The organism is Ensifer sp. Root558, from assembly GCF_001427045.1.
Classification (GTDB): domain Bacteria; phylum Pseudomonadota; class Alphaproteobacteria; order Rhizobiales; family Rhizobiaceae; genus Ensifer; species Ensifer adhaerens.
On record NZ_LMGC01000001.1, the window covers coordinates 58,713 to 81,398 of the forward strand.

The window sequence follows — 22,686 nt, forward strand, 5'->3', positions numbered from 1 at the left end:
TCCTCCCGTCGCCCGGCTCCAGCGCCGGTGTTCGATGACCTCATGTTTTCATGGGATTGGCAACGGTCAAATCGCGATCGCGTGCTTCACGCCAACGTGACGATCCGATACCAGTGGGCAAGCACGAGGCGTCGAGAACGAGGGACGATGACATGGCCGGAGTAACGGATCTCGCGAAACTGCTTTCGACGATGAACCCGGTGCTGTTTCCGCAGACCTACGTCTATTGTACCGTCGCCTATCAGGATCAGGCGCGCTACCAGGCGCTGGAGGCGCTTGCCACCTATCGCGAGGACGAGGGGCTGACCCTGGTCGTTACCCGCGCGGCCGCCGACGAGGCCGGGCTCGCCTATGGTCCGCTGCTTCGCCGCATCACGCTCAACGTGCATTCGGCGCTCGAGGCCGTGGGGCTGACGGCGGCCGTTTCGGCAGCGCTGACGCGCGAGGGCATCAGCGCCAATGTGATCGCCGCCTATTACCATGACCACATCTTCGTGCCGGAAGCGGATGCCGAGCGAGCGCTCGATGCGCTCCGGGCGCTGACCGTCGCCTGACTGGCCGTGTGCGCTCACATGAAGCGCGTGTCGGCGGGCGCGTTGAAGTGGTCGTCATCGCGGCCGTTTTCGTAGATGATCGGCGCCTCGGCGAGTTCCGCGTCGCTGACACCATCGAGGCAGGCGACATTGACCGCGTAGAAATGGCCGATGAAATCCTTGTGGTAGCCACGCGAGAAGGGCCGGACACCGCAGCGGCTGCAAAAATAATGATCGACGTCGCCCTCGATCCAGCTCGAATTGTCGGCCCGGTAGCTCGTCAGCCGGTCCTTGCTTGACGTGATCTCGAATTCTTCGCGCAGCGCAAAGGCCTTCTGCATGCGCGTCTTGGCGCAGAAGGAGCAGTTGCAGCGGCGGATGCCCTCGGCGAGATCAAGCTGGCATTCGAAGGCGATGGCGCTGCAATGGCAGCTGCCGCGATAGAGCTTCTTCATCGGTTTCCTCCCTGGGATTGGACGCAGATCATCGCCCGCCGGCCATCTGGCCGGCGCCGCTTGATATTGCGCTACTTTGCGTTTCCGGCCCGGCGTCTGGCGCCGGGCACCGTTAACCGGCGTTGCCCGAATGCGCCGGCTGATCGGCGGCCACCTGCGCCTTGCCGTCACCGTCATCGCTGGCCTTGCGCAGGAGCAGGAAGGCGATGAGTGCGGTGCCGAGCGATAGCAGCACGCAGATCGAGGCGGTGAAGGCGAAGGACTGGGTGAAGACGTCGCGCGCCGCCGTCAGCAGCCGTTCGGCTTCTGCAGGAGGCAGGTCGGCAGCCACCGCGACCGCTCCGCCGAGCGTCTGCCGGGCTGCGGCAACGGTTTCCTCCGGCAGGCCGGTGACCACCAGCTGGTCCATGCGGCCGCGATAGGCCGAGGTCAGCAGGCTGCCGAGCACGGCAATGCCGAGCGCGCCGCCGAACTCGAAGCTGGTCTCCGAGATCGCCGAGGCGGCGCCGGCGCGCTCCGGCGGGGCAGAGCCAACGATCATATCCGTCGTCAGCGTGCCGACCGGGGCAAAACCGAGGCAGAGCACCACGAGGCCTGTGGTGACGAGAAGCGGGCTGCTTGTGGTGCCGACCTGGGTGCAGATGGCAAAGCCGATCGCCGTCAGCACGAAGCCCGCCGCAATCAGGTTGGAGGCGGCAAAACGGGTGGCAAGCATCGGCACGGTCATCGAGGCGACGATCATCGCCACACCCGTCGGCACCGACCAGAGACCGGCGACGAAGGGCGTGAGCCCGAGCACCAGCTGCAGGTATTGCGCGACGAACAGGAAAGCGCCGAAGCCGACGAAGAGACCGAGGATATTGACACCAAGGGCGGCGCTGAAGGCCGGCGTCCTGAACAGCGCCAGATCGATCAGCGGATCGGCGAGACGAAGCTGGCGCCGCGCAAACAGGATCGCGACGACGATGCCGAGCAGGATGAAGAAGACTGCGATCGTATCGAACCCGGCCTCGGCGATGTGCTTCATGCCGTAGATCACCGAAAGCACGGCGACGAGCGACTGGGCGGCGCTGACGAGATCGATCCGGCCGGCCTCGGGATCGCGGAATTCCGGCAGGAGGATCGGCCCGAGGATGAGGATCAGCACCATGACCGGCACGGCGAGCAGGAAGACCGAGCCCCACCAGAACTGCGACAGCATCAGCCCGCCGACCACGGGGCCGATGGCGCCGCCGGCCGAGAAGCTGGCGATCCACACCCCGATCGCAAACGTGCGCTGGCGGTCGTCGAGGAACATGTTGCGGATGAGCGAGAGGGTGGAGGGCGCAAGCGTTGCTGCCGTGACACCAAGCACCGCGCGCGCGATGATCAGCGTCTCGGCATTCCAGGCGAAGGCGGCGAAGATCGACGCCAGGCCAAAGGCGACCGAGCCGATCATCAGCAGGCGCCGGCGGCCGATGCGGTCGCCGAGCGTGCCCATGGTGATCAGCGAGCCTGCGACCATGAAGCCGTAGATATCGATGATCCAGAGAAGCTGGGCGGCCGAGGGCTTGAGCTGTTCGGCAAGCTGCGGGACCGCGAGGTTCAGCACCGTCAGGTCCATGGAATAGAGCATGCAGGGCAGCGCCAGCACGGCGAGCCCGATCCATTCGCGCCGGGTCGCCTTCGGACCGGGCGCGTTTTCGGTTTCAAGGTTCGAAATCTCAGACATGGTCGACGTAATCCCTGAGCCGCTCGAGGCACTCGCCCCAGCCATCCTGGTGCGAGTCGCGCTCTTCGACGGTCTCGAATGGTGTTTGCTGGAAGGTGAGCCGCGTCTTGCCGCCGATATCGGCGAAGGAAACGGTGATCAGCGTGTCGCTGCCGGGCTCGCCGTCTTCGTCCCAGGCGAAGGTGAAGACCAGCTTCTCGGGCTCGCGCACTTCGCGAAAGATGCCGCTCATCCAATAGTCCTGGCCTTCGGGCGAGCGGATGCAGGCGCGCCAGGCCCCGCCCGGACGGAAGTCCATGTTGACCGAATGCGGCGTGAAGTCCTGCGGTCCCCACCAGCGCAACAGGTGCTCCGGCGTCGACCAGACCTTGAAGACGAGGTTTATCGGCGCCTCGAAGTCGCGCACGATTTCCAGGCTGATATCCTTGCGTGCTGCGTTTGCGGTCGCCGCTGTCATGAATCCTCCTCTGGGCGCCCCAATACGCCCAGTCTTTAACCGTAGAGTTATTTAACTTAGCGGTTAATATCCGTGCGAAAAGGCGATTGTCAAGGCAGGCTCAAGCCGCGATCTGATTTTTGTCAATTTGGGCGGGGGAGGAAGGGTGGTCGCTTGCTTTTACGATGATACGGGCAGGCGCGCCTTGAGGCGGGCCAGCACCCGGACGAAGGCGCCGGGGTCCTCGAGGCTTCGGGCAAGGATCAGCGCGCCCTGGATGCCGCCGACGATTTCCTCGGCAACGCCGTCGCACTCGGCGGCCGGTGTGCCGGCGCGTTCAAGCGTTGCGGATAGATCGGCACGCCAATCGGAGAAATAGCGGTTGAGTTCGCGGGCGAAGCGGTCGTGTGCGCCGCTCGTGGCGATTACCCCCATCAGGCAGAGGCGTCTGCCCTGGCGGAAGTAGCCGTCGACGGCGGCAAACATCGCGTCCAGCGCTGCGGCCGGGTCTTCCGCATTGCGTAGTGGCTCGAAGATGTGCGTGCGGAACCAGGCGGCGATATCGCCAAGCACGGCCTCTGCCATCTCCTCCTTCCCGCCGGGGAAGAAGTGGTAGAGGCTGCCTTTGCCAAGCCCGGTCTTCTCGGTGATCAGGCTGAGGCTGGTGCCGTCATAACCGTGCTCGCGGAAGATTTCCGCAAGCATGGCGATCACGTCCTTTCGCTCAGCGACGACGCGGCTCATGCGGGCTTCCTCGCGAGCGGATACTCGACCTTGGCGAAACGGTGGAACAGCGCGCCAACGGCGACGAGAATAAGCGAGCCGGTCAGCACCGGGAAGAGCAGGAATTCGAAGCCGGGATCGGCGGCGAAGACGACGAGCGGGTTGGCGCCTGCCGGCGGATGGGTGATGCGCAATGCCGCCATCAGCGCGATCGCCGCGCCGACGGCGATGGCGACCGCCCACCATTCATTCGGAAAGACGGTTCTGAGGATCAGGCCGACGAGGGTGGCAACGAAGTGGCCGCCGACGACGTTGGCCGGCTGCGACAGCGGGCTCGCCGTGACGGAAAAGATCAGCACGCAGCTGGCGCCGAAGGGCGCCATCAACATGGGGTGGCCGACAAGGCCTGTGAGGGCGCCGACGGCGGCGATGGCGACGAGGCCGCCGATGCCGGCAATCAAGCCGCGGTTGATATGAACGGGAGGCTGATGACGCGAGAAGAAATGGCGCATGGTTGTACCAATTAGTAAACTCTTTACCGATTGGTACAATGACTTGTGTGAGATGTCAATGCGGGGGCGGGGCAGCGCGTTGGAACCGGCCGCCCGTGCCCTTCACATGAAGTCGCGGGGGATGCGCTTCTTGAAATGCTTCTCGAAAATCCGTGTCTCGCCCTCATAGGCGACGACCTCCGCCTCGGTGATCCACTCGCTTTTCGTGCAGTGGAGCGTCGAGGTCGAGACGGTACGCACAGACCAGCCTTCGCGCTTGGCAACACAGGTCCAGGTCGAGGTTCCGATCATCGACGAGGGGTCGTCCGGTGCGATCGACCAGGTCTCGTCGCGGATATCCTGGGTGGCAAGGCCCGTATCCGGATGTTCTGAAAGCCCGGTGTCCTCGTAGATACGGTAATGGGTCATGCCGTGGGTCATGTCGCGCTCGACGGTGCGGCTCGAAATACCGCGCGTCAGCTCGCGATACTTTGGCAGCGGGTCGGGGTTCTCCGGCTCGGGCACGGCGATCTCCCTGTGGGCGCCGAGCAGGGGAAGGGCGAGCGAGAGGCTTGCTGTGTCGATCGAAAGGCCCGGATCGGTCGGGGTGGGAAGGATCAGCGGCCAATAGGAGGTCGAGAGCGACACCCGGATGCGATTTCCCGCGCGGAAGCGGTAGCCGCAGGCATCGAGCGTAAGCGTGATGCGCGTCTTGCGCCCGGGCTCCATGGCGCGCGGCTGGGCGTTGCCGTCGCGATGCGAAAGGTTGAGCACGCCGAAGGCGACGCGGGTGGCGGTACCGTCAGGATGCACGTCGACGAGGCGCACGGCGAGATTGGCGGTAGGCTCCTGGCAGGTGACGTCGACGGTCAGCGTTGGCTGGCCGAGATAGTCGGCGGCATCCAGTAGCGGTGCCGTCTCGAAGGTGAGCGAGCCGGCATCGTCGATGCGCTGGTCGCCGGCCATTTCGGCATCGGGCTTCAGCGTGAAATACTCGCCGGATGCCGTGCCGGTATCGAGCGGCGATTTCAGGTAGACCTCGCCGATGCCGGTGCCGCCGGCCGACGGCGTCAGCCGGCCGTCATGGGAGATGCCGAAGAGCTGCATTTCCGGCGTTGCCCAGGCGTCCTTCGCCACCCAGCGGCCGGGATCGCTGTCACGCCGGAGCGACGGGCGGGGCCCGTCGAGAATATAGGCGCGCACCTGTGGCCCGTTCTCGGCGCCGTTTTCCTCGTCGCGCAGCCAGCGGTTCCACCAGCGGATCGCCTCGCCGTGGAAATCGGCGCGCGGCTTCGGAAAGGCGAAATGCGGGTACTTGTGCACCCAGGGGCCGATCAGCGCCTTGGCCTTGTCCCCAAGGCCTTCGACCGCCTTCAAGGGCGTGTTGCGGTAGCCGTCGGCCCAGCCGGCGATGACCAGCGCGGGGATCCCAACCCTGTCGAAATCTTCGCAGATCGATCCGTGCTGCCAGAATTCGTCTCGACGCTGGTGCTCCAGCCATTCCTCCATGAAGAAGGGCTCCTTCTCCAGCCGCTCCATCCACATCTGCTTCCAACGGTCGCCGACGATGGCGGGATCCGGCGAGCGCGACTGGTAGCCGAGCATGGTCGCCGCCCAGGACAGCTGGGCGGAGAGGTGGCAGCCGTTCTTGTAGTGGATGTCGTCGTTGTAGCGGTCGACGGTCGAGGCGATGGAGATGACGGCTTTCAGCGCCGGCGGCTTCAAGGCCGCGACCTGCAGGCAGTTGAAGCCGCCCCAGGAGATGCCCATCATGCCGACCTTGCCGTTTGACCAGGGCTGGGCGGCGATCCATTCGACGATCTCGCAACCGTCGGAAAGCTCGCGCGGCGTATATTCGCCGTCGATCACGCCTTCGCTTTCGCCGGAGCCTCTGATGTCGACGCGCACGCCGGCAATGCCGGCGGCGGCAAAGACAGGATAGGTGGATTCGTCACGCAGGCTCGTGCCGCCCTGCTTGCGGTAGGGCAGGTATTCGAGCACGGCCGGAACCGGATCGGCCTCCGTGCCGGCCGGCATCCAGATGCGGGCGGCAAGCTCGGTGCCGTCCTTCAGCCGGATCCATTCGTTTTCGATGACTGTGAATTCGCGCTCTGACATGTGGTTCTAACGATCTCTTTGTTTTCTCGGGAAATGCCGGACGCGAGCCCGCGTCCGGCTTTCGTCACAATGGCTTAGCTGTCGAACCAGACGCGGCTGCCGACGTAGCCGTTCGAGAGATCGTTGCCGATGTCGTCGACGAAGCCCTTGAGCGAAGCCGAGGCGGCGTTCACGTAATCGTTGAAGACGGGCAGGATCAGGCCGCCTTCGTCGCGCACCGTCATAGCCATGGTGTGGTACATTTCCTTGCGCTTGGCCTCGTCGAGCTCGGAGCGGGCCTGCAGCAGGAGCTTGTCGAAATCTTCACGCTTGAAGCGGGTGTCGTTCCATTCGGCGGTCGAGAGATAGGAGGTCGAGTAGCGCGAATCCTGCGTCGGCCGGCCGCCCCAATAGGAGGCGCAGAAGGGCTGCACGTTCCAGACATTGGTCCAGTAGCCGTCTTCCGGCTCGCGGCGCACTTCGATCTCGATGCCCGCCTTCTTGGCGCTTTCCTGGAAGAGCACCGCGGCGTCGGCAGCACCCGGGAAGGCGGCGTCGGAGGTGCGCAGCAGGATCGGCCGGTCATGGCCGGACTTCTTGAAGTGGAAGGCCGCCTTGTCCGGGTCATAGGCGCGCTGCTCGATGCCTTCGGGTGCCAGCGCATAGTTGCCGTTGACGGGATAGTCGTTGCCGAGCGTGCCGAAGCCGCCGAGCACCCGGTCGAGGATCGCCTGTCGATCGACCGCATATTTCAGCGCCAGCCTCAGATCGTTGTTGTCGAAGGGCGCGGTGTCGCAATGCATCAGGAAGCTGTAGAAGCCCTTGCCGGAGGTCCTGAGGATCTCGACGCGCGGGGCGCGCTTCAGGAGCGGCACGGTCTTCGGGTCGATGTTGTTGATGAAGTGGACCTGGCCGGAAGAAAGTGCTGCGATGCGCGCCGTCGTGTCGTTCATCACGATGATCTCGACACTGTCGACGAAGCCGCGGTCCGAGCGCCAGTCATCGGCGTTCTTCTCGAAGGTGGCGCGCAGGCCTGCCTCGTAGCTTGCAAGCTTGTAGGGGCCGGTACCAACGGGCGAGGCCGGATTGTCGACGCCGCCCTTCGGCTGGATGATCAGGTGATAGTCGGTCAGAAGCAGCGGCAGGTCGGCATTGCCTTCGGTGAGCGTCAGCACCAGGCTGCCTGCCTTCTCCTCGATCGTCTTGATCGAGCGCATCAGCCCGAGCGCGCCGGACTTCGAGCCTTCGTCCGCATGGCGCTTCAGCGTGGCGACGACGTCGGCAACGGTCAGCTTGCTGCCGTCGTGGAAGCTCACGTCGCCGCGGATCTTGAAGGTCCACTCGGACGCATCGGCCGAGGGCTCCCAAGATTCGGCAAGCGCCGGCAGGGGCGCGCCGGTCTTCGGGTCGGATTCGACCAGCGTATCACCCCAGAGGTGACCGATGACGAAGGAAACGGAACCGCTATAGGCGGCCGGGTCGAGCGAGTCCGTCGTGGCGCCGCCCTTGAGACCGAGCTTCAGATGGCCGCCACGCTTCGGCTCCTGAGCCCTTGCGTCCGTGGCGGCGAGCGTGCCGCCGAAACCGGCCGCAAGGCCCAATGCTGCCGTGCCGGCCAGGAAGCCGCGCCGGCTGAGGCCGGTCGAGGCAAGGCTCGCGGGGATAAGGAGGCCGTCAGGACGCTTCGTGAATTCGGTCATTCTAGGGTTCCCTTTGGAGTGATGCTTGTTAGGGAAAACCTAGCGTTTGCCGACCGGCACACAATTTCGCGACTTGACGCTTCTTTACGCTCTTTTACGCTACCTGAATGCTTCCTGTTCGACAGGGATTGGAAGCGCGTTGAATGGGGTTCGAAAAGCATCGTGCAGGACATCGACATCTTCGCCGCCAATCTCAAGTTTGCCTGTGCGACGCGACGGTCGATCTCGCAGATCTGCCGCGAAATCGGCATTAACCGCCAGCAGTTCAACCGCTACATCGGTGGCGAGGCGCGGCCATCGGCGCACAATGTGGCGCGCATTGCCCGCTTCTTCGGGCTTTCGGCCGAAGACTTCGCGTTGCCGGCCAAACAGTTCGAGGCGCGCATGACGCGCCCCGATCGGGACCGCTCGGATGCCGGCCTGCTGCTTGAGGGTTTCCCGGGCGACATCGCGGGCCTCCGGCGCCATGTCGGCTACTACCAGACCTATCACGTGTCGCTCTCCTGGCCGGGGCTGGTCGTCTGCTCCTGCGCGCGGATCTACGAGGAGGCAGGCTCGATCCGGGTGAAATCGATCGAGCGCATCCGCGATCCCGCAAACGAGATCCAGCAGTTCTCAAAATATGTCGGCCTCGTCACTCTCTGGCGAAACCGCATCTTCATCGCCGAGCGCAGCATCGGGCGCGAGCCGATGCTGGCGCAGACCATCCTTCTGCCGTTCGAAGTGCATCAGCGGGTCTATCTGCGCGGCACCACCATGGGGGTCTCCTGGCGCAAGGAAAACCTGCCTTACGCGTCCCGGATGATCTGGCGCTCGCTCGGGGCGCAGCCGGATCTGCGGCAGATGCTCTCACGCTGCGGCGTGCTGTCCTTCGGCTCGCGGCACCTGCCGCAGACGGTGCGAGCCTTCCTCGATACGCCCGATGCCGAGCTCTTGACCGTGCCGACCGAATATTGAGGCGGCGTCGCCATGTGGTAGGTTTCGCCGAACGCACCGATCGAGGAGGGGATCATGAAATCTGCTTTGGCCGCTATCGCCTGCCTTTGCTTCGCATTGCCGATGTCACCGGCAAAGGCCGAGGAGGCACGGGCGCCGATCCCGTCCTGTGCGCTTTCGGGTGCGTCCAGCGTGATGATCGGCGGGCAGCCGGCGCTCAGGCTTTCCGATGTCGCCAATTGCCCGCCGGAACTCTACGAGGTGGTGCCGAGCATCATGGTCGAAGGCCAGCCGGTGGTGCACTTCCGCGCCGGCAGCGGCGAAAAGGGCGACTGCTCGGCCAAGGGCGAGGCGACGGTGACCTTCGAAGGCGAGGCGGCGCAGAGGGTGGGCGACGTCGATTGCCGGCAGAAGTGACAGCTATCGTCAGACGAGCCTGGCCAACCGGGCACCCTCCCGAACGGCCGAAAGCGCCGGCGGATTGGAGATGGGATAGCCGGCAATGAAGCCCTCGACCGTGAACGACGGGAACTGGGTTTGCAGCCGCGATACGACCTCTGCCGCTTCCTCCATCTCGCCAAGGTACGCGTGTGCCATCGCCTGGAACATCAGTGTGTTCGGCGATTCCTGCGAACTCTTTTCAAGCGCGGACAAGCACGCGCGATAGCGCCCGACGACGAAGAGAACGCGCGCGAACATGCCGTGGTACCAGGGAGGGCCGAGCGGGTTGAGCGAGAGGGCGCGCTCGATGAAGGGAATCCCGTCGGCGGGATCGCCGACGATCAGGGCCTTGGCTCCCGCGAGCAGCGCCAGCGTATCGGCGTTGTTCCTGCCATATTCGAGCGCCCGGGCGTGGGCCTCGGCGGCACCCGCCAGATCACCGATGCAGGCTTTGAAATCGCCGATACAGGTATGGCCGGCCGGATCCGTCGGATCGAGCCGCAGCGCCTCCTCGGCGGCGCTGCGCCAGTTCTTTCTTGCGCTTTCGAGGTCGTCGCCGAAGCCGTTCGCCGCCTGGATGGAATGGGCATAGGCAAGTTCGGTCCAGGCGCGCGCCCGCCCCGGATCGAGCTCGATCGAGCGCGTCAGCAATTGCATGGCGGCGGCGTTGCCATCGGGGCTGAAGCGATTGTGCTGTTCGACGCCCAGCAGGAAGTAGTCATAGGCTTGCAGGCTGCCCGGCGGCTTTTGCCGGCTCGCCTTGCGGCCGATGGCGGCCAGCGTGCCGAAGCAGCCGGCGAGCACGTTGATGACGCTTTCGGTGAGGCTGTCCTGCAGCGTCAGCACGTCCTCCATCGTGCGCTCGTAGCGCTCGCTCCAGAGCGTCATGCCGGTGCGGGTATCGGAAAGCTGGATCGTCAGGCGGACCCGCCGGTCGTCCGCGCGCAGCTGCCCGGTGATGGCATAGGTGGCGCCGACCGCCTGGACGTGGTCTTCGAAGCTTTCCGGCCGGTTGCCGAGCAGCTTCATTGTGTGGAAGGCGATCACGGGCAGATCGGCGAAGCGCGCGAGATCGACGCAGATGTCGGATGACAGCCCGTCGGCGAAACGGCGCCAGCGCTCCTCCGGATTGAGGCTTTCAATGGGAAAGACGGCGAGCGTCGGCGAGGCGGGCTCGGCGTCGCGCAACGGCGCGACCGCCTCGGTCGCCGTCCTGCCGGCCACCATCTGCGCGACCGAGGCGGCAAGCTCGATCTTGTTGCGAACGCCGAGCTTGCCGTAGATCGTCGCCAGATGCGTGCGCACCGTCGACGGCGCGATAAACAGCGCCCCGCCGATTTCGCGATAGGTCAGGCCGGCGGCAAAACGCTCGGCCACGGCGCGCTCGCGGTCTGACAAGGCTTCGGTGGCGACCTGTGGTGTCGGGATACGGTTCATGGCTGCTTCCTGCCATCTGACCGGGCCGTTTTCAATGGCGACATAAGGCAAGGTGCCACAGTGCCTCTTGCGCGTCCAACGGGGCGCGCGGTGCTGCAGGCAAAATACTACAAATGCAGGAGAGGAAAACACAGCAGCTGCGCGATGTGGGACGCGTTCCACGGGCCTAAAGTTCCGACAATGTTTCAACGCCCTGAGGGGCAGGAAGAGGTGGGAACGGCGATGAGCAGCCTGCTTTCGGGAATGTCCGATTTCTATCATGCCGTCCGGCTTGATCTCAACCAGCCGGCCAAGCATCTGGCCGACAGCCTCGGCCGCCACGATCCCTTCCGGATCCTTGTCGTCTGGGAGGACCGCGTTCGCGTCCGCGAGCAACTTCAGCTTATGGCCGATCAATATCCGGAGCGGCTCAAGGATATCGGGATGACGAGGGCTGAGGTTCGCGCAGAGACGAGCAAGGCCTTCTGGCAACGCTGAGCTTGCCTGACGAAGGCATGAGACGGCGGCACGCGATCGTGCCGCCGTCTCGTTTTTCAGTTGCCGGCGCTTTCCATGCGGCGTGTCTTCAGCACCCGCTCCAGCCAGCCGATTTCCATCTCCGGAACCGACTTCAACAGCAGGTCCGTGTAGTCGTCGAAGGGCGGCGACAGCACCTTCGACTTCGGCCCGAAGCGCACGAGGCGGCCGCGATGCATGACCGCGACGCTGTCGGCGATCGCCCGCACGATGGCGATGTCGTGGGTGATAAATACATAGGAAACAGCGGTTTCCTCCTGAAGCTTCAGAAGCAGATTCAGGATGCCTTCGGCCACAAGCGGATCGAGTGCCGAGGTGGGCTCGTCGCAGAGGATCAGCTCCGGCTTGGCGGCGAGCGCCCTTGCGATCGCCACGCGCTGCTTCTGGCCGCCCGAAAGTTCGGCCGGATAACGATCGAGGAAACGCGTTCCCATTTCGATCTGGTCGAGCAGTTCCTTGACCCGCTCCGTCTTCTTCTGGCCGTGCATGCCGAAGTAGAAGGAGAGCGGTCGACCGACGATGTCTCGCACCGTCTGGCGCGGGTTCATCGCCGTATCGGCCATCTGGTAGATCATCTGGATGCGGCGGAGCTCGTCGTTGCTGCGGCCTTTCAGCGCCCGCGGCAGCTCCTTGCCCGCGAAGGTGATGCGCCCCTCGGTCGGCGGCAAAAGCCCGGTGATGACGCGGGCAAGGGTGGACTTGCCCGAGCCGCTTTCGCCGACGATCGCCAGTGTCTGGCCTTTCGGCAGATGCATCGAGACATCATGCAGCACCTTGAAGCCGTTGGCATAGCCGGCGCTGATATGCTCGATCTTCAACTGCGTCCCGGTCTGGTCGGCGGCTTCCTCGCGTTTCGTCTGGCGGACGCTGACGAGTGCCCGGGTGTATTCCTCGCGCGGCTCTTCGATGATCTGCTTCGTCGAGCCGTATTCCACCGTCTTGCCATGGCGCAGCACCATGATGTCGTCGGAGATCTGGGCGACGACGGCGAGGTCGTGGGTGATGTAGAGGGCTGCCGTGTGCGTCTCTTCGATCGCATGCTTGATCGCGGCGAGCACGTCGATCTGGGTGGTGACGTCGAGCGCGGTCGTCGGCTCGTCGAAGACGATCAGCTCCGGGTTGGGGCAGAGCGCCATGGCGGTCATGGCGCGCTGCAGCTGGCCGCCGGAGACCTGGTGCGGATAGCGCTCGCCAAAGGTTTCCGGATTGGGCAGGCCCAGCACGCGGAAGAGATAGAGCGCCCGCTTCTTAGCCTCCTCGCGGCTCATGATGCCGTGGCGGAGCGACGCCTCGATCACCTGGTCGCCGAGCCGATGCGCCGGATTGAAGGCGGCCGCTGCCGATTGCGCGACGTAGCAGACGCGGGCGCCGCGGATCGAGCGGATGCCGTTCTTGTCGAGCGTCAGAATGTCCTTGCCGTCGAGCAGGACCTGACCGCCGGTAATGCGCACGCCGCCGCGGCCATAGGCGAGCGCCGAAAGGCCGATGGTCGACTTGCCGGCGCCGGACTCGCCGATGAGGCCGAGCACCTTGCCCTTCTGAACGTCGAAGGAGACGCCCTCGACGAGGGTGACGACCTTCGGCGGTTCGCCCGGCGGGTAGCTGGTCGCTTCGATCTTCAAGTTCTTGACGGAGAGCATCTCAGGCATCGCCGCGTCCTCCCTTGAGGCTCGAGGTTCTCTTCATCAGCCAGTCGACCACGAGGTTGACGCAGATCGCGAGCGTCGCGATCGCAGCACCGGGTATGAGCGCTGCCGAAATGCCGAAGATGATGCCGTCCTTGTTGTCCTTGACCATGCCGCCCCAGTCGGCTGCCGGCGGCTGGATGCCGAGGCCGAGGAAGGAGAGGGTGGAGAGGAACAGGATCGAGAAGGCGAAGCGCAGGCCGAATTCTGCCAAGAGCGGCGACAGTGTGTTCGGCAGGATCTCGCGGAAGATGATCCAGAGCGAACCTTCTCCACGCAGCCTTGCCGCCTCGACGAACTCCATGACCGCGACATCGAGCGCCACGGCGCGGCCGATGCGGAAGACGCGGGTACTGTCGAGCACCGCCATCACCAGGATCAGGATCCACAGATGCTGCGGCAGGACGGCGAGAACGACGAGGGCGAAAATGAGCGTCGGAATCGCCATCATCAGGTCGTTGAAGCGGGAAAACAGCTGGTCCGTGAAACCACCGACAACAGCGGCGGTGAAGCTCAGGATCATGCCGAGCGAGAAGGAAAGCACGGTTGCCGCAAATGCCACGAAGATGGTGGTGCGGGCGCCATAGATCAGACGCGACAGCAGGTCGCGGCCGAGATTGTCGGTGCCGAGCAGGAAGTCGCCGCCGGCCGGAAGCCAGACGTCGCCGACCACGTCGCGTTCGCCGAAGGGGGCGATGACAGGCGCAAAGAGGGCGCAGAAGATCGCAATCGCGATGCCGGCGATGCCGATCCAGGCGCTGAAGGGGATGGATCTCAGGTTCATCGCGGATGCCTCAGTCTCGGGTTGGCGATGATCGCGAGAATGTCGGCCGCCATGTTCAGGAAGATGTAGAAGGCGGCAAAGATCAGACCGCAGGCCTGAACGACCGGCATGTCGCGCACGGTCACCGCATCCACCATATATTGGCCCATGCCCGGATAGACGAAGACCACTTCGACCACGACGACGCCGACCACGAGATAGGCCAGGTTGAGCGCAATGACGTTGATGACCGGCGCCACCGCATTGGGGGCGGCGTGACGCGCGATGATGCGGAACATGCCGAGGCCCTTCAGTTCCGCCGTCTCGACATAGGCCGACGACATGACGTTGAGGATCGCCGCGCGGGTCATGCGCATCATGTGGGCGAGAACGACGAGAACGAGGGTCGCGACGGGAAGCGCGATCGCCGAGAGACGTTCGGTGAAGCTCATGCTGTCATAGACGGTCGCGGGGAAGGTCGCGACGCCGTATTTGACGGCGAAGAACATGATCAGGAGATAGCCGACGAAGAACTCGGGCAGCGAGATCGCCGCGAGCGAGACGACGTTGATGATCTTGTCGGGCAGCCGGTTGCGGAACTGCACCGCCAGCATACCGAGGCCGACGGCGAGCGGTACGGAGACGAGGGCTGCGAAGAAGGCAAGGAACAGCGAGTTGCCGAGGCGCTTGGAAATCTGCTCGCCGACCGAATTCTTGCTCGCCCAGGAGGTGCCGAAATCGCCTTGGACAGCGCCGCCGAGCCAGGAGACGTAGCGTTCGGTCCAGGGCCGGTCGAGGCCGAGATCCTTGCGGATGTTTTCGACCGCCTGCGGCGTTGCCGACTGGCCGAGATAGGTGGTGGCGAAGTCGCCGGGAAGCGCCTCGATGCCGCCGAAGATCATCAGCGATACGGCGAAGAGAAGGCCGGCGCTCAAGCCGAGGCGCTGCAGGATCAGCGCCGCGAGCGGGCGGCGGAAGGTGAAGCGCCGCCAGAAGGTGCCGCCGATTTCACCGTTCGAGGGATTGGTGGCAGGGTTGGGTTTTGCTGGTACTCCGGAAAGTTCGGCAGACCGCGGGTGTGTTGCACCCGCGGTTCCATCCGTCGGAACCGGACCAGTGAGCGGTCCGCTTTCCATCATCATGCGTCCAGCCATACCCGGGTTGCGACATAGCCGTTCGACATGTCGTTGCCGATGTCGTGCACGTAGCCCTTCACCTGCTTGGTGGAGGCGTTCACGAAGTCGTTGAACATCGGCAGGATCAGGCCGCCTTCGTCACGCACCATCATGGCCATGGTGCGGTACATGTCCTTGCGCTTGGCCTCGTCGAGTTCAGAGCGGGCCTCGAGCAGGATCTTGTCGAAATCCGGACGCTTGAAGCGGGTGTCGTTCCAGTCGGCGGTCGAAAGATAGGCGGTGGAGTACATCTGGTCCTGGGTCGGACGGCCGCCCCAGTAGGAGGTGGAGAAGGGCTGCACGTTCCAGACGTTGGTCCAGTAGCCGTCACCCGGCTCGCGCTTGACCTCGATCTCGATGCCCGCCTTCTTGGCGCTTTCCTGGTAGAGCACCGCTGCATCGACAGCACCCGGGAAGGCGACGTCGGAGGTGCGCAGCAGTACCGGACCGCTGTGGCCGGATTTCTTGTAGTGGAAGGCCGCCTTGTCCGGATCATAGGCACGCTGCTCGATGCCTTCGGGGAAGAGGGCGTAGGTGTCGTTGATCGGGAAGTCGTTGCCGACCTTGCCGTAGCCGCCGAGGATGCGCTGGACCATGGTCTCGCGGTCCATCGAATATTTCAGCGCCATGCGCAGGTCGTTGTTGTCGAAGGGTGCGGTGTTGCAATGCATGATGAACACGTAATGGCCGCGGCCGGACGTGTTCAGGATCTCGACCGTCGGCGCCTTCTTCAGAAGGTTGACCGTCTTCGGATCGACGCGGTTGATGTAGTGCACCTGGCCGGAGGAAAGCGCGGCGATGCGGGCCGTGGCGTCGTTCATGGCGATCAGCTCGACCGAGTCCACATAGCCGCGGTCGGTGCGCCAGTCGTCGGCATTCTTCTCGAAGGTGGCACGAACGCCGGCTTCGAAGCTCGTCACCTTGAAGGGGCCGGTGCCGATCATTGCGTCCGGCTTGTCGATGCCGCCGCCCGGCTGGATGATGAGGTGATAGTCGGTCAGAAGCAGCGGCAGGTCGGCATTGCCTTCGGTCAGCACGAGCACCAGCTTGTCGCCGTCGGCCTTGATTTCCTTGATCGACTTCATCACGCCGAGCGCGCCGGATTCAGACTTTTCGTCGGTGTGGCGCTGCAGCGTCTTGATGACGTCGTCGAGCGTCAGCTCCTTGCCGTCGTGGAATTTTACGCCCTTGCGGATGGTAAAGGTCCAGGTCGACGCGTCGGTCGAGGGCTCCCAGGATTCGGCGAGTGCCGGCACCGGCGCGCCGGTCGTCGGGTGGCTTTCGACGAGCATGTCGCCCCAGTTGCGGCCGACGACGAACATGAATTGCGACAGCGCCTTGGCCGGGTCCTTCGAGTCGGTGGCGGCAGCGCCTTCGAGACCGAGTTTCAGGTGACCGCCGCGCTTCGGCTCCTGCGCTGCAGCGCTGGTGGCAAACAAAGTGCCGGCCGTCGAGGCGAGAATGCCGGCTGCTGCCGCGCGGCCCAAAAACTCGCGCCGGTTCATCTTGCCGAGCATGACCTGTCGTGTGAGGTAATCCTTGTAATCGCTCATTCCCCTGTTCCCTTTTCTCGTCGGCATTCGCCGTTCGTTGTGGTTGGTAGAGATTGCTGCGTACAGCCATTGTATCGATGGCTTCGGACTGGGCCGGAGGGCCGCTTGTTTTCTTCCGGGTTCTTGTCTCTCCTTCCTTCTGGCCGGGCGTCCTTCGTTCAGATCGATAAGCGTAATCGCTGGAACTCTTGTTGTAACGCCCTAAATTACAATTTATTTCCATAAGCGTGGCTTATGGACACGTGTTTAATGGCGCGCGATGTTGCCCGCGCGTCTCGTCACGTTCCGGTGCCGGTCATCCGGCTCTGTTGCCTACGCCGCCAAGGGTCGGCGGTGCTGTTCGAAGCGCGTTGCGGGCGGAAACCGCACGCATTCTCGTTCGGTCTCAGCGACCCTTCCACACGGGGTCGCGCTTCTCCGCGAAGGCGCGCGCGCCCTCCAGCTGGTCTTCGCTCGAATAGAGAATATCGACGGTCTTGAACTGCCGCTGGGTGATCTTGTTCATGGTCGTCTGGAAGGCTTCGCCCTCGGCGGCGCGGACCACTTCCTTGATCGCCGCATAGACCAGCGGCGGGCCGCTTTCGAGCAGGCGGGCGAGCTCCCAGGCGCGCTCCATCAGTTTGCCCGCCGGCAGGATCTCGTTGACGAAGCCCCAGCGGTGGGCTTCCTGCACGTCGAGCCAGCGGCCGGTCAGAAGCATGTCCATGGCGATGTGATAGGGGATGCGCTTCGGCAGCTTGATCGAGGCAGCATCGGCAACGGTGCCGGAGCGGATTTCGGGCAACGCGAAGGTCGCGTGTTCGGCGGCAAGGATCAGGTCGGTCGAAAGCGCGATCTCGAGGCCGCCGCCGCAGCAGATGCCGTTGATCGCGGCGATGATCGGCTTGTTGAGATCGCGCAGTTCCTGCATGCCGCCGAAGCCGCCGACGCCGTAGTCACCATCGACCGCGTCACCGTCGGCAGCAGCCTTCAGGTCCCATCCCGGACAGAAGAATTTTTCACCGGCGCCGGTGATGATCGCGACACGTAGACTGTCGTCGTCGCGGAAGTCGCGGAAGATCTCGCCCATGACCCGGCTGGTTTTCAGGTCGATGGCGTTCGCCTTCGGCCGGTCGATCGTGACTTCCAGAATACCGCCTTCGCGGCGTGTGAGGATAGGTCCGGTCATGAGGGTCAGTTCCTCCGGCGAATGAGAGCGTCGGCGGCAACGGCACCCTGACCGTTCGGCAACACCATCAATGGATTGATATCCAGTTCTTCGAGTTTCGAAGCGTTTGCAACGACATAGGATGCCGCTGCCGCGACAGCCGCGGTTAAAGCGGCGTAATCGGCAGCAGGCGCGCCGCGATAGCCGTCGAGCAGCTTGCGGATCTTCAGCCCGCCGATTGCTTCCCCGATCGCTTCCGGCGTCGTCGGCAGCGTCAGGATGGCGGAATCATCGAGCAGTTCCACGAGGATGCCGCCGGCACCGATCGTCAAAACCGGGCCGGCGACGGGGTCGCGCGTGGCGCCGATAATGAGCTCGGCGACCGGTTTCGCCACCATCTTCTCGACAAGGTACCCGGAGGTGACGGCGGCCATGGCCTTGGCCGCCGCAAGGACGTCCGCGCGGCTCGCAAGGTTGAGTTTCACGGCACCCGCTTCGGTCTTGTGGGCGACGCCGAGGCCTTTCAGCACGACCGGGAAACCGAGCGCTTCGGCAGCGTCTGCGGCTTCTTCGGCGGTTGCTGCGGTCTTGCCCTTCGGCACGGTCAGACCGGCGGCAGCAAGCTCCACCTTGGCCTCGTGTTCGCTGAGCGTGATGGCTTCACCGGCAGCGGCGACACCGCCATCGTGCAGGCGGGGCGGGGCGGGTTTGGCCCAGGCGGCTCCGATGTCGGCGGCCGTCTCGATGGCTGCCAGTGCCTCCTCGATGCCGAAGAAGGGTACGACGCCCGCCTTCATCAGGAAGAGGGCGGTGGCTTCCGGCATGTTTTCGCCAAGGCTGGCGACGATGCCGGCGCGGGCACCCGTTGCCCGGGCCGCGTCGATCACCGCATGGCAGGTGGTTTCCCAGTCTGCCGGGTCGCAGCGGTCAAGGCGCGGGAAGTCGAGCACGAGCAGATTGATCGCGTAGCCGCCCTTCATCATGGCGGTAAAGGCGGTGGTCTGCTTCTCGCGGTTGCCCCAGACGAAGGTGTGGTAGTCGAGCGGGTTGGCGATCGTCACCATCTCGCCGAGCGCATCCTTCAGCGGCTTCTTCTGCTCGTCGCGCAAGGGCCGGTAATTGACCCGGTAGCGCTCGCCGGCATCCGCCATCAGCGAGGCCTCGCCGCCGGAGCAGCTCATCGAGGAGATGTCGTTGCTCTCGAGTGGGCCTGCCACATGCAGCAGCTTCAGCGTTTCCAAGAGCGCCGGCAACGTGTCCACTCGGCCGATGCCGAGGCGGGCAAGAAGCGCCGAGGAGACGCGGTCGTTGCCGGCAAGCGATGCGGTGTGCGACACCGTCGCAAGCTGCGCCGCTTCCGACTTGCCGACCTTCAGCGTCACGACCGGTTTGCCGAGTTCGCGCGCGCGCGTCGCCAGCCGCTCGAGGGCAACAACGCTGTCGAAACCCTCGATATGCAGGCCGACGGCGGTGACGCGCGGGTCTTCGAGCACGGCGCAGGCGATGTCGGAGAGGCCCGTCTGCGCCTGGTTGCCGGCAGTCATGACATAGGCAAGCGGCAGACCGCGCGTCTGCATCGAAATGTTGCAGGCGATGTTGGAGGACTGCGTCAGGATCGCGACGCCTTTTTCGACGCGTTGCATGCCGTGCTGGTCCGGCCAGAGCAGGGCGCCATCGAGCATGTTGATGAAGCCGTAGCAATTCGGCCCGACGATCGGCATGTCGCCGGCAGCCGCCACCAGCGCCTCCTGCATGTCGTTGCCGTCGTCAAGCTCGCTTGCCGCCTCGCGAAAGCCGGAGGCGTAGCAGACGGCGCCGCCGGCGCCGCGGCTCGCAAGATCGCGGATGATATCGATCGTCAGCTGCCGGTTGACGCCGACGAAGGAGGCATCCGGTGCGCCTGGCAGTTCTGCCACCGAGCGATAGCACTTGCGGCCGAGGATTTCGGCTTCGCGCGGGTGCACTGGCCAGATCTCACCGGTAAAGCCCATCTTGTCGCATTGCTCGATGACACGCCGGGCTTCCTTGCCGCCGAAGACGGCGATGGTGCGCGGGCGGATGAGGCGGTCGAGGGAGCGTATCATCGGCCGATCACGCTCCCAGCGGCCGCAGCAGGTCGCGGCTGATGATGTGGCGCTGGATTTCAGACGTGCCGTCCCAGATGCGTTCGACGCGAGCGTCGCGCCAGAAGCGGGCGAGCGGCAGGTCGTCCATCAGGCCCATGCCGCCGAAGATCTGGATCGCCTCGTCGGTGACGCGGGCGAGCATCTCGGTGGCAAAAACCTTGGCGGACGCAATCTCGCGGTTCGAGGGCAGGCCGTTATCGAGCCGCCAGGCGGCCGAAAGGGTCAGGAGGTCGGCGGCGTCGATCTCGGTGATCATGTCGGCGAGCTTGAAGGAGACGCCCTGGTTGGCACCGATCGGCTTGCCGAACTGCTTGCGTTCGGCGGCGTAATTCAGCGCATAGTCGAAGGCGCGACGGGCACGGCCGACCGAAGTCGCCGCCACCGTCAGGCGGGTGGCGAACAGCCAGTCGTTGGCGACGTCGAAACCCTTGTGCACCTCGCCGAGGATCTGGGCGGAGGGCAGGCGGCAATCGTCGAAGGTCAGGACACAGTTGTTGTAGCCGCGGTGCGATACGGAATTGTAGCCCTTGCGGATCTCGAAGCCGGGCGTGCCGCGATCGACGAGAAAGCAGGTGATCTTCTTCTTCGGGCCGCGCGGCGTATCCTCTTCGCCGGTCGCGATGAAGACGATGACGAAATCGGCGATGTCGGCGTGGCTGATGAAATGCTTCGTGCCGTTGACGATCCAGTCGTCGCCGTCCTTGCGGGCAAAGCACTTCATGCCGCGCACGTCCGAGCCGGCGTCCGGCTCGGTCATCGCAAGCGCATCGAACTTGTCACCTTTGACGGCCGGCAGCAGGTACTTTTCGCGCTGCTCGGCGTTGCAGGCCATCAGGATCCCAGAGGGGCGACCGAAGAAGACGGTCAGGCCCATGGAGCCGCGGCCAAGCTCGCGCTCGACCAGGGTGAAGGAGGTGTGATCGAGACCGGCGCCGCCGACTTCCTCCGGGAAATTACAGCCGAAGAAGCCGATCTCCTTGCATTTTCGGGCGATCTCCTGACCGAGTTCGCGCGGCACTACGCCGGTGCGCTCGACCTCGTCCTCATGCGGATAGATTTCCGTTTCGACGAAGCTCCTGACCGTATCGACGATCATCTGCTGTTCTTCGGTCAGTGCGAAGTTCATTGTGTTGTTCCCCTCGTTTTCGCGCCGCTGACGTAGGTGCCGCAAACGATGGCCGCCTCCTCAAGCGTCCTTCGGCTGCGGTTTGCGGCTCCGCCGGAAGGCGAAGCTGCCTGTTGTTGCTGGCCTGCCGCTGTTGCGGTCAGGCGCGCTTCTGGCCGACGAAGCGTCCGGCACCATCGGGCGTCTGCAGTTGCGCATGGGCTTCAGTGATTGCGCGGAGCTTGCTCAGCACCGCCTCGGGTGCCGCGACCGCCTTGCCGGCCTTGCTGTCGACATGAAGCATCATCTGTTCGGCGGTGGCGACGGCCTCGTTGGTTGCGGCGTTGTAGATCGTCGAAAAGATGTGAAGACGCTTTTCGTCCGACGACAGGATCTGGCAGGTCGAGTAGAGCGCCTCGCCGAGCTTGGCTTCGCCAAGGTTCCGGATATGGGTCTCGACCGTGTAGTAGCTGTGACCGTCGCGGACATAGTCGAGGTCGACGCCGATCAGGCGCAGCACGCCGTCGGAGGTGTCGCCGAAGACCTGGAGATAACGGTGCTCGGTCATGTGGCCGTTGTAATCGACCCAGGCGGCGCTGACCTTGGTGTCGAGGATGCGCAGCGGCTTGACGTCGCCGAGGTCGGCTTCCGGCTTCCGGGCGTTGGCCCAGAGCTTGGCCTCGAAATCGGCAAGCAGCTTGCCCGCACCCCAGCCTTCGCCGCCGTTACCGGATTTCAGCGCATGCATGATGCCGACGAGGTTTTCGTCGCGGATGCGTTCGAGCTCGCGGATCGAGCGACCGGCGGCCTGCGCGTCCGACTGGGCGCCGATCTTTTCGACCAACGCATCGTCGAGGTCGACGACGTCGGTGAACTTCGTCCAGGGCCACTTCAGGCAGGGGCCGAACTGGGCGAGGAAGTGGCGCATGCCGGCCTCGCCGCCGGCGATGCGATAGGTCTCGAACAGGCCCATCTGCGCCCAGCGCATGCCGAAGGAATAACGCATGACGTTGTCGAGCGTTTCGGTATCGCAGATGTCGTCCTGGATCAGCCAGAGCGCCTCGCGCCAGAGTGCCTCGAGCAGGCGGTCGCCGACGAAGGCCTCGATCTCCTTGGCGATGACGACGCCCTTCATGCCGATCTGCTCGACGCCCTGCATGGCGCGCTCGATCGTCGCCTTCGACGTCTTCTTGCCGCCGACGAGCTCGACGAGCGGCAAGAGGTAGACGGGGTTGTAGGGATGCGCCACGAACATGCGCTCGGGGTGGTGCATCTCGGACTGCAGGTCGGAGGGCAAAAGGCCCGAGGTGGAGGACCCGATCAGCGCATCGGGCCTTGCGGCGGCATCGATCTTGGTGATCACGCCGCGCTTCAGTTCCAGCCGCTCCGGCACGCTTTCCTGAATCCAGTCAGCGCCTTCGACCGCTTCCTCGATGCTCTTGCAGAAGGTGAGCTTTCCCTTCGGCGGCAACGGCGCCATGGTCAGCATGGCATAGGCGCGCTCGGCATTGGCCATGACTTCGCCGATGATGCGCTCGGCTTCCGGATGCGGGTCGAAGATTTTTACGTCGATGCCGGCAAGCGCAAAGCGCGCCACCCAGGCGCCGCCGATGACGCCGCCGCCGACACAGGCTGCTTTGGTTATAAAGCTCATGG

At 64.5% G+C, this 22,686-nt stretch carries 20 protein-coding genes; 4 read left to right on the forward strand and 16 right to left on the reverse strand.

The features are described from left to right. The first annotated feature begins 152 nt into the window (after positions 1-152). Positions 153-554: an ACT domain-containing protein gene (locus tag ASD63_RS00330; protein WP_034792109.1), complete on the forward strand. Its 402-nt coding sequence runs from the start codon at positions 153-155 to the stop codon at positions 552-554. 14 nt (positions 555-568) lie between these two features. On the opposite strand, the gene ASD63_RS00335 is transcribed toward ASD63_RS00330, so the two are convergent. The 7 genes from ASD63_RS00335 to ASD63_RS00365 all read right to left on the reverse strand — a co-directional run bounded on the left by ASD63_RS00335 (position 569) and on the right by ASD63_RS00365 (position 8,146). Beyond that, complete coding sequence (locus ASD63_RS00335; RefSeq protein WP_034792111.1) at positions 569-988, reverse strand: GFA family protein; 420 nt, start codon at positions 986-988, stop codon at positions 569-571. Between the two features lie 112 nt (positions 989-1,100). Next, positions 1,101-2,699 (reverse strand): MFS transporter, encoded by a 1,599-nt coding sequence (locus tag ASD63_RS00340; RefSeq protein WP_051659242.1) that lies wholly within the window; start codon positions 2,697-2,699, stop codon positions 1,101-1,103. Continuing rightward, positions 2,692-3,156 (reverse strand): SRPBCC domain-containing protein, encoded by a 465-nt coding sequence (locus tag ASD63_RS00345; RefSeq protein ID WP_034792113.1) that lies wholly within the window; start codon positions 3,154-3,156, stop codon positions 2,692-2,694. Before ASD63_RS00345 ends, ASD63_RS00340 begins: the two co-directional genes overlap by 8 nt. A 159-nt stretch (positions 3,157-3,315) precedes the next feature. Beyond that, positions 3,316-3,879 (reverse strand): TetR/AcrR family transcriptional regulator, encoded by a 564-nt coding sequence (locus ASD63_RS00350; RefSeq protein ID WP_034792115.1) that lies wholly within the window; start codon positions 3,877-3,879, stop codon positions 3,316-3,318. Beyond that, positions 3,876-4,370 (reverse strand): HPP family protein, encoded by a 495-nt coding sequence (locus ASD63_RS00355; protein WP_034792117.1) that lies wholly within the window; start codon positions 4,368-4,370, stop codon positions 3,876-3,878. The genes ASD63_RS00350 and ASD63_RS00355 overlap by 4 nt, the downstream gene beginning before the upstream one ends. Before the next feature lie 102 nt (positions 4,371-4,472). Then, complete coding sequence (locus ASD63_RS00360; protein WP_034792119.1) at positions 4,473-6,467, reverse strand: CocE/NonD family hydrolase; 1,995 nt, start codon at positions 6,465-6,467, stop codon at positions 4,473-4,475. A 74-nt stretch (positions 6,468-6,541) separates the two neighbouring features. Beyond that, positions 6,542-8,146, reverse strand: a complete 1,605-nt coding sequence (locus tag ASD63_RS00365) for an ABC transporter substrate-binding protein (protein ID WP_051659243.1) — start codon at positions 8,144-8,146, stop codon at positions 6,542-6,544. Between the two features lie 162 nt (positions 8,147-8,308). Between ASD63_RS00365 and ASD63_RS00370 the strand changes: the two genes are divergently transcribed. Beyond that, on the forward strand, positions 8,309-9,103 hold the full coding sequence (locus ASD63_RS00370) for a helix-turn-helix transcriptional regulator (RefSeq protein WP_029742607.1): 795 nt from the start codon (positions 8,309-8,311) through the stop codon (positions 9,101-9,103). Positions 9,104-9,157: 54 nt separating this feature from the next. Next, positions 9,158-9,499 (forward strand): PAAR domain-containing protein, encoded by a 342-nt coding sequence (locus ASD63_RS00375; RefSeq protein ID WP_060515882.1) that lies wholly within the window; start codon positions 9,158-9,160, stop codon positions 9,497-9,499. A 9-nt stretch (positions 9,500-9,508) separates the two neighbouring features. Here ASD63_RS00375 and ASD63_RS00380 read toward each other — a convergent pair whose 3' ends face one another. Then, positions 9,509-10,960, reverse strand: coding sequence for a LuxR C-terminal-related transcriptional regulator (locus ASD63_RS00380; protein ID WP_034792124.1), 1,452 nt, complete (start codon positions 10,958-10,960; stop codon positions 9,509-9,511). Positions 10,961-11,140: 180 nt separating this feature from the next. On the opposite strand from ASD63_RS00380, the gene ASD63_RS00385 reads away from it, so the two are divergent. Further along, positions 11,141-11,437: a hypothetical protein gene (locus tag ASD63_RS00385; RefSeq protein ID WP_127889278.1), complete on the forward strand. Its 297-nt coding sequence runs from the start codon at positions 11,141-11,143 to the stop codon at positions 11,435-11,437. A gap of 56 nt (positions 11,438-11,493) precedes the next feature. Here the strand turns inward: ASD63_RS00385 and ASD63_RS00390 are convergent, their stop codons facing one another. The 8 genes from ASD63_RS00390 to ASD63_RS00425 form a co-directional block, all read right to left on the reverse strand. Continuing rightward, complete coding sequence (locus tag ASD63_RS00390; RefSeq protein ID WP_060528745.1) at positions 11,494-13,125, reverse strand: ABC transporter ATP-binding protein; 1,632 nt, start codon at positions 13,123-13,125, stop codon at positions 11,494-11,496. Next, the gene (locus ASD63_RS00395) at positions 13,118-13,945 is read right to left on the reverse strand and encodes an ABC transporter permease (RefSeq protein WP_029742612.1); all 828 of its coding nucleotides are present in this window, start codon (positions 13,943-13,945) and stop codon (positions 13,118-13,120) included. Before ASD63_RS00395 ends, ASD63_RS00390 begins: the two co-directional genes overlap by 8 nt. Continuing rightward, a complete protein-coding gene (locus tag ASD63_RS00400) occupies positions 13,942-15,078 on the reverse strand; it encodes an ABC transporter permease (RefSeq protein WP_034792133.1) in 1,137 nt (378 codons plus the stop codon). The genes ASD63_RS00395 and ASD63_RS00400 overlap by 4 nt, the downstream gene beginning before the upstream one ends. Next, a complete protein-coding gene (locus tag ASD63_RS00405) occupies positions 15,063-16,652 on the reverse strand; it encodes an ABC transporter substrate-binding protein (RefSeq protein WP_029742614.1) in 1,590 nt (529 codons plus the stop codon). The genes ASD63_RS00400 and ASD63_RS00405 overlap by 16 nt, the downstream gene beginning before the upstream one ends. Before the next feature lie 385 nt (positions 16,653-17,037). Continuing rightward, positions 17,038-17,820, reverse strand: coding sequence for a carnitinyl-CoA dehydratase (locus tag ASD63_RS00410; protein ID WP_029742615.1), 783 nt, complete (start codon positions 17,818-17,820; stop codon positions 17,038-17,040). A 5-nt stretch (positions 17,821-17,825) separates the two neighbouring features. After that, positions 17,826-19,883: an acetate--CoA ligase family protein gene (locus ASD63_RS00415; protein ID WP_034792136.1), complete on the reverse strand. Its 2,058-nt coding sequence runs from the start codon at positions 19,881-19,883 to the stop codon at positions 17,826-17,828. Positions 19,884-19,890: 7 nt separating this feature from the next. Beyond that, positions 19,891-21,051 (reverse strand): acyl-CoA dehydrogenase family protein, encoded by a 1,161-nt coding sequence (locus ASD63_RS00420; RefSeq protein WP_029742617.1) that lies wholly within the window; start codon positions 21,049-21,051, stop codon positions 19,891-19,893. A gap of 139 nt (positions 21,052-21,190) precedes the next feature. After that, complete coding sequence (locus ASD63_RS00425; protein ID WP_034792138.1) at positions 21,191-22,684, reverse strand: carnitine 3-dehydrogenase; 1,494 nt, start codon at positions 22,682-22,684, stop codon at positions 21,191-21,193. Between the last annotated feature and the right edge of the window lie 2 nt (positions 22,685-22,686).

Bases quoted from the DNA above. Each gene is read 5' to 3' on its own strand.
- ASD63_RS00330 (WP_034792109.1), top strand. From the start codon at position 153: ATGGCCGGAGTAACGGATCTCGCGAAACTGCTTTCGACGATGAACCCG.
- ASD63_RS00335 (WP_034792111.1), bottom strand. From the start codon at position 988: ATGAAGAAGCTCTATCGCGGCAGCTGCCATTGCAGCGCCATCGCCTTC.
- ASD63_RS00340 (WP_051659242.1), bottom strand. From the start codon at position 2,699: ATGTCTGAGATTTCGAACCTTGAAACCGAAAACGCGCCCGGTCCGAAG.
- ASD63_RS00345 (WP_034792113.1), bottom strand. From the start codon at position 3,156: ATGACAGCGGCGACCGCAAACGCAGCACGCAAGGATATCAGCCTGGAA.
- ASD63_RS00350 (WP_034792115.1), bottom strand. From the start codon at position 3,879: ATGAGCCGCGTCGTCGCTGAGCGAAAGGACGTGATCGCCATGCTTGCG.
- ASD63_RS00355 (WP_034792117.1), bottom strand. From the start codon at position 4,370: ATGCGCCATTTCTTCTCGCGTCATCAGCCTCCCGTTCATATCAACCGC.
- ASD63_RS00360 (WP_034792119.1), bottom strand. From the start codon at position 6,467: ATGTCAGAGCGCGAATTCACAGTCATCGAAAACGAATGGATCCGGCTG.
- ASD63_RS00365 (WP_051659243.1), bottom strand. From the start codon at position 8,146: ATGACCGAATTCACGAAGCGTCCTGACGGCCTCCTTATCCCCGCGAGC.
- ASD63_RS00375 (WP_060515882.1), top strand. From the start codon at position 9,158: ATGAAATCTGCTTTGGCCGCTATCGCCTGCCTTTGCTTCGCATTGCCG.
- ASD63_RS00380 (WP_034792124.1), bottom strand. From the start codon at position 10,960: ATGAACCGTATCCCGACACCACAGGTCGCCACCGAAGCCTTGTCAGAC.
- ASD63_RS00385 (WP_127889278.1), top strand. From the start codon at position 11,141: ATGTTTCAACGCCCTGAGGGGCAGGAAGAGGTGGGAACGGCGATGAGC.
- ASD63_RS00390 (WP_060528745.1), bottom strand. From the start codon at position 13,125: ATGCCTGAGATGCTCTCCGTCAAGAACTTGAAGATCGAAGCGACCAGC.
- ASD63_RS00395 (WP_029742612.1), bottom strand. From the start codon at position 13,945: ATGAACCTGAGATCCATCCCCTTCAGCGCCTGGATCGGCATCGCCGGC.
- ASD63_RS00400 (WP_034792133.1), bottom strand. From the start codon at position 15,078: ATGGCTGGACGCATGATGATGGAAAGCGGACCGCTCACTGGTCCGGTT.
- ASD63_RS00405 (WP_029742614.1), bottom strand. From the start codon at position 16,652: ATGAGCGATTACAAGGATTACCTCACACGACAGGTCATGCTCGGCAAG.
- ASD63_RS00410 (WP_029742615.1), bottom strand. From the start codon at position 17,820: ATGACCGGACCTATCCTCACACGCCGCGAAGGCGGTATTCTGGAAGTC.
- ASD63_RS00415 (WP_034792136.1), bottom strand. From the start codon at position 19,883: ATGATACGCTCCCTCGACCGCCTCATCCGCCCGCGCACCATCGCCGTC.
- ASD63_RS00420 (WP_029742617.1), bottom strand. From the start codon at position 21,051: ATGAACTTCGCACTGACCGAAGAACAGCAGATGATCGTCGATACGGTC.
- ASD63_RS00425 (WP_034792138.1), bottom strand. From the start codon at position 22,684: ATGAGCTTTATAACCAAAGCAGCCTGTGTCGGCGGCGGCGTCATCGGC.